This window comes from Streptomyces sp. MB09-02B, from assembly GCF_033794485.1.
Lineage (GTDB): Bacteria > Actinomycetota > Actinomycetes > Streptomycetales > Streptomycetaceae > Streptomyces.
Genome location: NZ_JARGEE010000402.1, coordinates 1 through 7,940 on the forward strand (window position 1 = coordinate 1; position 7,940 = coordinate 7,940).

General features: G+C 72.6%; 7 protein-coding genes. 1 reads left to right on the plus strand and 6 read right to left on the minus strand.

Annotated features, from left to right (window positions below; genetic code table 11):
• Nucleotides 1-64: 64 nt before the first annotated feature.
• The 5 genes from P1P70_RS35930 to P1P70_RS35950 all read right to left on the minus strand — a co-directional run bounded on the left by P1P70_RS35930 (nt 65) and on the right by P1P70_RS35950 (nt 6,103).
• On the minus strand, nt 65-1,300 hold the full coding sequence (locus P1P70_RS35930) for a styrene monooxygenase/indole monooxygenase family protein (protein WP_319245267.1): 1,236 nt from the start codon (nt 1,298-1,300) through the stop codon (nt 65-67).
• A gap of 52 nt (nt 1,301-1,352) precedes the next feature.
• On the minus strand, nt 1,353-1,928 hold the full coding sequence (locus tag P1P70_RS35935; protein WP_319245276.1) for an ATP/GTP-binding protein: 576 nt from the start codon (nt 1,926-1,928) through the stop codon (nt 1,353-1,355).
• Nucleotides 1,929-2,148: 220 nt separating this feature from the next.
• Nucleotides 2,149-2,526: a DUF742 domain-containing protein gene (locus tag P1P70_RS35940; RefSeq protein WP_215457244.1), complete on the minus strand. Its 378-nt coding sequence runs from the start codon at nt 2,524-2,526 to the stop codon at nt 2,149-2,151.
• A 113-nt stretch (nt 2,527-2,639) separates the two neighbouring features.
• Nucleotides 2,640-3,161 carry a roadblock/LC7 domain-containing protein gene (locus P1P70_RS35945; protein ID WP_319245268.1) on the minus strand — a complete coding sequence of 174 codons (522 nt, stop codon included), beginning with the start codon at nt 3,159-3,161 and terminating at the stop codon, nt 2,640-2,642.
• Nucleotides 3,158-6,103 (minus strand): nitrate- and nitrite sensing domain-containing protein, encoded by a 2,946-nt coding sequence (locus tag P1P70_RS35950; RefSeq protein ID WP_413471626.1) that lies wholly within the window; start codon nt 6,101-6,103, stop codon nt 3,158-3,160. The genes P1P70_RS35945 and P1P70_RS35950 overlap by 4 nt, the downstream gene beginning before the upstream one ends.
• 365 nt (nt 6,104-6,468) lie before the next feature.
• On the opposite strand from P1P70_RS35950, the gene P1P70_RS35955 reads away from it, so the two are divergent.
• On the plus strand, nt 6,469-7,254 hold the full coding sequence (locus P1P70_RS35955; protein WP_319245272.1) for a protein phosphatase 2C domain-containing protein: 786 nt from the start codon (nt 6,469-6,471) through the stop codon (nt 7,252-7,254).
• Nucleotides 7,255-7,270: 16 nt separating this feature from the next.
• On the opposite strand, the gene P1P70_RS35960 is transcribed toward P1P70_RS35955, so the two are convergent.
• A complete protein-coding gene (locus P1P70_RS35960; protein WP_319245273.1) occupies nt 7,271-7,750 on the minus strand; it encodes a MarR family transcriptional regulator in 480 nt (159 codons plus the stop codon).
• Nucleotides 7,751-7,940 lie beyond the last annotated feature (190 nt).

Sequence of the window (7,940 nt, forward strand, 5' to 3'; positions counted from 1 at the left end):
GTTTTTTTTGCTTTTTTGGTGGGTTGGGAGGTTTGTATAAGTACACCCGGTAGGCGCGCGGCCCCTAACCCCCCGCGACCTCCGCCAGATACGCCCGGGTCTTCTCCGCGTCGTAGAAATACCCCTCGAAATCCGCCGGATCGTCAAACCCGTTGGCGAATCGATCCGCCACCACCGGCAACCCCTCGGCCGCCCCGACCAGCCCCAGCACATGCTCGGCCGGCGGAGCCAGCATCGTGTTGGTCCACTTGGTGACCGGCCCCGCGATCTGCCAGAACCGCTCGAACGTCCGCCGCATCCACGCCTCGTCGAACTCCCCGTCCCCGTGGTCGAGGATCGCGGAGAGGTACACGGCCGCGCACTTGGCCGCCGAGTTCGCCCCCTGCCCGGTGAGGGGGTCGTTGGCCACGACGACGTCCCCGGCGCCCAGTACCGGGCCACCGCTCGGGAGCTGTCCCACGGGGTGCCGTACGACCGGCGTGTAGCGGCCGGTCAGCGCCGCCCCGGGATCCGTGACCTCGACGTCCGTGGCCCGCGCGTATTCCCAGGGCGTGTACCGCCGCATGAGGTCCAGGGTCAGCGCGAGCTGCTCCTCCGCGTCCCGGACGCCCCCGAAGACGTCGAGCGGCCCGCCGGGCAGCCCCAGCCAGAAGAGGGCGTCGGCGCGCCCGGAGGTGGTGAGGACGGGCTGGACGATGAGTTCGCCGACGCCGGGCACCAGGTTGCAGCGGGCCGCGTCGAACTCCGGGTGCTCGGGCCGCGGGCCCAGTCCGTGGACGTACACCGCGGCGAGCGCGCGCTGCGGTTCGGTGTAGGGCGAGCGGGCGGCGTCGCGGCGGAACATCCGCACCAGTTCGCCCTTGCCCACGGTGACGAGCACCAGGTCGTACATCCGGGAGAAGTAGTCCAGGTCGGAGACCGCGGCGCCGTGGACGACCAGCTGGCCGCCCCGCCGGGAGAACGTCTCCATCCAGCCGGCCATCTTCACCCGCTGGTCCACGGCCTGTGCGTACCCGCGCAGCCGGCCGACCCAGTCGACGGCGCGCGCCCCGTCGGGGCCGGCGACGGAGACTCCGACGCCCTCGATCCTCGGCGCCTGCGGCCCCCAGAAGTCGAGGTCGAGCTCGCGCTCGTGGCGCAGGGCCGAGTCGAACATGCACTGGGTGGACATGATGCGGCCGGCGCGTATCTCGTCCGGGGTGCGGTTGGACATCAGTGTGACCTCGTACCCGTGCGACTGGAGCCCGAGGGCCAGTTGCAGCCCGGACTGGCCGGCTCCGACGACGAGAATCTTCCGCATCCGGACAGGTCTCCTGGTTCGTCCGTGGCGTCCCGTGGCGTCCCGCTGGGGACTATTCGGGGCTGAGGGATATCGCGTGGGCGCACAGCGCCAGCAGGGTCTCCATCGCGGAGGCCCGCTTGCGCGCGTCCATGATCATGACAGGCACATGGTCGGGCACGGTCAGCGCCTCCCGCACGTCCTCGGGCTCGTAGCGCACACTGCCGTCGAACGCGTTGACCGCGACGATGTACGGCAGTCCGCAGCTCTCGAAGTAGTCGAGCGCGGGGAAGCAGTCGCCGAGGCGGCGGGTGTCGGCGAGGACGACCGCGCCGATCGCGCCGCGCACCATGTCGTCCCACATGAACCAGAACCGCTCCTGCCCGGGCGTGCCGAACAGGTAGAGGACGAGGTCGTCGTCGAGGGTGATGCGGCCGTAGTCCATGGCCACGGTGGTGGTGATCTTGTCCGGCGTCGCGGAGAGGTCGTCCGTGCCGGCGCTGGCCTCGGTCATCAGTGCCTCGGTGCGCAGCGGGGTGATCTCGGAGACCGCGCCGACGAAGGTGGTCTTGCCGACACCGAAGCCGCCCGCCACCACGATCTTCGTGGCGATGGGAGCCCGACTCAGGTCGGACTGCCAGGGTTTCAGCTGCTCCTCGGGCTCCGCGGCGGGCCCCGCCGCGTCGGCGTCGGCGTCGGCGTCGGCGTCGGCTTCCGCCTCGGCGAGCCGGTCGAGACCGCGGGAGGCCGCCCGGGCGTAACCCCCGGGCGGGGCCGTGTCGGTGTCGATGACGACACGGGGGGCGTCGTCGTCGACGCCCGGGGTGACGCCTGCCGAGGCGTCGGGGTTGACACCGGCCGAGGCGGCGTCAGAGACGGCGGAGTCCACTCAGCACCCTTTCCAGCAGAGCGCGGTCCGGCTGTCCCGGTCCGTGACCTGTTCCGTACACACGGATCTTTCCCTGGTCCGCGAGATCGCTGAGGAGGACGCGGACCACGCCGAGCGGCATCTTCAGCAGCGCGGCGATCTCCGCCACCGTCCGCATGCGGCGGCAGAGTTCGACGATGGCCCGCATCTCGGGCATCACCTTGGTGTTGAGTGAACCATTCGCCAACTGCGGCCGCTCCGCCGGGGCTTCGAGTACGGCGACGAAGGTCTCCACGTGCAGGACGTGGCCGAAGCGGGTGCGGCCGCCGGTGAGCGAGTACGGGCGTACGCGGGCGGGTTTGCGGTCGCCGCCGCGCACGGGGAGCTTCTTGGCGCCCTTCGTGCTCCTGGTGCCCGTCGCGCCCTTCGTCGCGGGCGGCCGTTTCGCCCGGCCGGGCTCGTGGGCCCGCGCCCTGTTCTGCCTGGGGCCGCTCACCGACGGCTCCCGGCCGCCTCGGTCTCCCTGTGGGACTCGGCCTCCAGGGACTTGCGCAGTTCGCTGCGGAGTTCCGGGGTGAGGACATGGCCGGCGCGGCCCACGAAGAGCGCCATGTGGTACGCCACCACGCTCATGTCGCAGTCCGGGGAGCCGTGCACCCCGAGCAGCGAGCCGTCGCTGATCGACATCACGAAGAGGCTGCCCTCGTCCATCGCGACCATCGTCTGCTTGACCCCGCCGAACTCCATCAGTTTGGCGGCGCCGACGGTGAGGCTGCCGATGCCGGAGACGATGGTGGCGAGGTCGGCGGCGGAACCCCGGGGGCCCTGCGGCCGCTCTTGCCGGGCCTCACGGGCCTCGGCGTTCCTGCCGGGGTCGGAGGAGAGCAGCAGCAGGCCGTCGGAGGAGACCACCGCGACCGACAGCAGCCCCGGCACCTCCTCCACCAGGTTGGTCAGGAGCCAGTGCAGGTTGCGGGCTTCACTGCTCGGTCCGAAGGTAATGGGCGCGGTCAACTGCTTTCCTCCTCGGAAGTGCCCCCCGTGGTGTCAACTGCCTCTGTCCGGTACTCATGGGGCACGGGCATCCGCGTCTGACCCGACTGCTCGGCGATCTCGGCCTCGACGTCGCGCCGCCCCTCCCTGGCCCCCTGGTGGAACCCGCCGAGCCGCCGGCGCAGTTCCTCGGCGTTCACGCCGCCGACCCGCGGCCGGGGGGTCGTGGGCGCCGGCGCGGTGATCCTGGGCGTGCGCTTGGGCAGGCCCTTGTCGGTGAGGCGCGGGGTCGGTTCGCCCCGTGGCCCCTCCGTCCCGGCCCGTGACCCCTCGCTCGCGCGCGCCGTGTTCCCTTCGTCGGCGGCGCGCTCATGGGTGTCGGGTTCGCCCGTGTACCGGGCGTCCCCGTCGGGGTCCGCGTCGGTGTCGGGATCCGCGTCGGTGTCGTGGGCGGCGGAGTACTCGTCGCTCTCCTCGTCGGCGCCCTTCCCCGGGGCCACCGGAGCGAAGAGCTCCATCGTCGTCTCGGACACGGACTCGGCCCCGGGCGCGGGTCCGGTCCCGGACCCGGTGTCGGGGCCGGGCGCGGCCTCGGGTGCGTCGTCTTCCGGTACGACGCTCCCGGCGGCCTCTGCGGCGTCGGCGGCCGTCCCCACGGCCTCCCTCGCCTGAAGTGCCCGCTCGGCCGCCTCGATGAGCGGGTCGCCGTCGCCCTCGGGCTCGCGTACGGCGACGGATCGGCCGGGCAGGACGCCTGAGTTGGCCTCGGCGTCGGCGCCCGGCAGCGAGAACTGGGGCGTGACGGGGCCCGTTAGGGGCACCGTGCCCACGGGCACGGCGGGCGTGGGGGCCAGCAGCGCCTTGGGCAGGACGACGACCGCGGCGGTGCCGCCCGAGCCGTGCGGCTGGAGCCGGACGGGGGTGCCGAGCCGGTGGGCGAGGCGGGCCACGACGTACAGGCCGAGGCCGAGGCCCTCGCCGTTCTCCTGCTCGTAGGGCGCCTCGGGGTCGAAGTCGGTGAGGCGGGAGTTGAGCCGGGCGAGCCGCTCGGGGGCGACGCCGATGCCGCCGTCCTGGACGGAGAGGGTGATCTCGCCGTTCTCCATCAGCCATCCGGTGACCTCGACGGACATCTCCGGCGGTGAGAACGAGGTGCCGTTCTCCATCAGTTCGGCGAGGAGGTGGCTGAGGTCGTCGGCGGCGAACCCGGCGACGTGCGCGCCCGGCGGCAGCGCGGCAATGCGGACGCGTTCGTAGCGCTCGATCTCGCTGACGGCGGCGCGGACGACGTCGACGAGCGGGACGGCTCCGGCGTGGTGCTGGACGTGCTCGTGGCCGGCCAGCACGAGGAGGTTCTCGCTGTGGCGGCGCATGACGGTCGCGAAGTGGTCGAGCTTGAAGAGGGTGGCGAGTCGGTCGGGGTCCTGCTCGCGCTCCTCCATCGACTCGATGACGGCGAGCTGCCGCTCGACGAGGCCGAGGGTGCGCAGCGCGAGGTTGACGAAGGTGGCGTGGACGCTGCGCTGGACCTTCGTCAGATGGGCGGTCGCCTCGGCGAGTTCGGCGCGCAGCCGGTCCCGGTCGTCGGCCATGGTCTGGCGCTGGCCGATGAGGTGCTTGCGGTCGCCCTCCAGGGGCGCGAGCCGCTCGTGCAGGGCGAGGGCGTGCGCGTGGAGCGCGTTGACCGAGCGCACGACCTGCGCGAACTCGTCGTTGCGGCCGGTGAACTTGACCGGTACCTCGTTCGCCGGGTCACCGGCGACCCGGGCGGAGCCGATGCGCAGCACCGCGAGCGGGCGGGTCAGGGAGCGGGCCATGCCGGTGGCGACACCGACGGCCAGCAGCATCAGGGCGCCGAGGACGGCGACGCGGATCTCCAGCGCGGTGACGTCCTCGTCGCGCAACTGGGCGAGGTCCTTGGTGCGCCGGTCGTAGAGGGAGGACTCGGCGCCGCGCATCAGGTCCACGCGGGCGGAGAGGGCCGCGCCGACCTTCTCGGCGCTGGTGCCGGCCTCTCGGTCGGAGAGCGTGGGCTGGTCGGTGAGGCCGGCCAGGTAGGCGTCGGCGGCGTCGGCCTCGGGGCCGGTGACCGTGGCGTCGTAGGAGGAGCGTCCGGCGGCGGGCGCGGTCTCGCGGAAGTGGGCGAGGGCGGCGTCGGAACGGACGCGGGCCTGCTGGGCCACGGCGGTGAGGGCGTCGCGCTGCTTCGCGTCGGCGGCCGAGGCGCCGGTCCTGGTGGTGGGCAGCCCGGTGGTGGGGTCGATGACCGTCTGGGTGGTCGTCGGGACGCTGAGCGCGGCGACGAGGAGCCCCCGGGCGGCGGAGGCCTGCTGGACGGCGCTGTCGAGTTCGGCGAGCGCGTAGGCGCCGCCGCCCGCGCGTGGCGGCAGTGCGGCGGCCAGTTCCTCGGCGAGCGCGTGGAGTTCGGTGACGACGGCGGTGTACGCCGTGTGCGCCTCCAGAGCGGTGCTCTTCCCGGAGAGCGCGGATTCCCGTACGCCGGCGATGGACTCGATGTCCTCACGCAGAGCGGCGGAGGTGTCGGAGTCGGCGCTCAGCTCCTCGGCCTGCGTGTCGACGCGGTCACTGCGCTGCCGGCTGGGCGCGGCCGACTTGGGGCGCCCGGCGGCGATGTACGCGGTGACCTCGTCCCGCTCGTCCGCGAGGGCGTGCGCGAGGGTGAGCGTCTCCTGGGTCTGCTCGGCGAGCGTGACCAGGCGCTGGGTGTCGTGCAGTTGCTCCGAGGCGGCGATGATCGAGGGCGCCCCGGCGCCCGCTATGGCGGCGGCCACGACGGCCACGGCGACGATGAGCCGGTTGCGTACGTGCGCCTTCCGCCCGGTGCCGACGGCTGGGGCCTCTGCCTGTGCCGTCCCCTGCTGGTTCGGGGAGGCCGCGGAGGCCTTCGAAGCTGCCTGCTTGCCTGCGCGCCGAGGCCGCGTCTTCTGCACCGGTGCTCGCATTCCTGACTCGTCTACCCATTAGCCCGGGTGACGATCCGTCAACTCGTCAAATACGGCCGTCCCCCCGGTACGGCTCCCGACCCTCCCAGTGCCGGTGGGCAGTGGTCCCGCATCATCAGTCCCGCCACCCGAAGGAGTGAACATCCCCGGGGAGTTGGCGGGCAAGTTCCTCCGGCTCGTGCCGATGCCCCCAGCGGCGGGCCGGTTGGACGTCGGCGACGCGCTTTGACAGTATTCGCCGCCGCGCTTCACCGCTCACGATCATTCCATGCCAAACCCGGCGGCCCACCTGGAGGGTCCGGGTCGTACGGCGACCGTTGTCGGTCTTTCACGGATCTTGTGGCGGGCTCGTACAGACTGGCCGGATGCGCACGGAACTCGTCTCGGCACCCGGCGATCCCCTTCGCCCCAACGAGGACTTCGCGTCCGTGGCCCTGCCCGCGGGGGGACAGGGCGGCGCCCTCGTCGTCCTCGACGGCGTGACCCCGCCGCCCGACGGCTACGGCTGTCGACATTCGGTCGCATGGTTCACTTCCCGCCTCGGCGGCACCCTGACCGAACTGTCCGTTTCGGAGCGGGATGCGCCGTTGCCCGACGTGCTCTCACAGGCCATCTCCCGTACCGCCGGAGCCCACGCCCAAACCTGTGACCTTTCTCACCCACGAACCCCACAGGCCACAGTGGCCCTCGCCCGCTGGTCGCAAGCGGCCGTGGAGTACCTGGTGTTGTCGGACTCGGCCCTGCTGTTCGAGCGGCGTGACGGCGCGGTGACGGCCGTGCTGGACGACCGGCTCTCCCGGCTGCCCCGCGCCTCGTTGGCGACGGCCGCGATCGCGGACGCGACGGTGCGGAACAAGGAGGGCGGGTTCTGGACGGCGGCCGCCGATCCCGCCGTGGCCGCGCGGGCGGTGACGGGAACCGTCCCCCGCGAGGAGGTCCGCGCGCTGGCCGCGTTGACGGACGGGGCGGGCCGCTGGGTGGAGACGTTCCGCGAGGGCGACTGGGCGGACTGCCTCACCCTCGTCCGGAAGACGGGGGCGCGGGGGCTGGTCCAACGGGTGCGGGAGCTGGAGGCCACCGATGTGGAGCGGGAGTTCCTGGGCCGCGCCAAGACGCACGACGACGCGAGCGTGGTGTTCGTGGAGTGGTGAGCGCCCCTTTCGGGTCTCAGCCCTCGACGCCCCGGTTCAGCTGGTGCAGCAGTCGGGCGAGTTGGGCCACCTCGTCCCGGTCCCAGTCGGCCAGCTGTCGTACGTAGGCGACGCGGCGGGCGTCCCGGACCGCCCGGAAGCGCGCCCGGCCCTCCTCCGTGAGGTGGACGAGCCAGGCACGTCCGTCGGCGGGGTCGGGTTCGCGGGCGATGAGACCGAGGTGTTCCAGGGCGCGGAGCTGACGGGACATGGTGGCCTTGCCGACGCCGATGTAGGCGGCGAGTTCGGTGGCGCGCAGCCGGCCGGCCTCGTCGAGGCGGGCGAGGAGGCCGTAGGCGGCGGACTCCAGGTCGGGGTGGACGGCCCGGGCCATCTCCCCGGACTTGGCGCGGGCGCGCCGCAGCAGGACCGTCAACTCGCGCTCCAGCGCCAGGAACGCCTGGTCCATGCCGGCCCCGACACCGCCGCCGTCGCCGTTTCCGCCCTCGTCGTGCACGTCAGCGCTCCTGCTTTCCGATTCCGGGTACCTGCGGGTCAGTATTTCGCAGGTGGGGGGCGGACATGGTCCACCCCTGGAGGAGCCTTCGGCCCTTCGATGAAAAGCACGGGGCGCAGCCCCTGCTTTTCAGGGGCGCGGGGAACTGCGCGAGAAGCCCCACCCAACCGCACCCGCACCCGCACCCTAA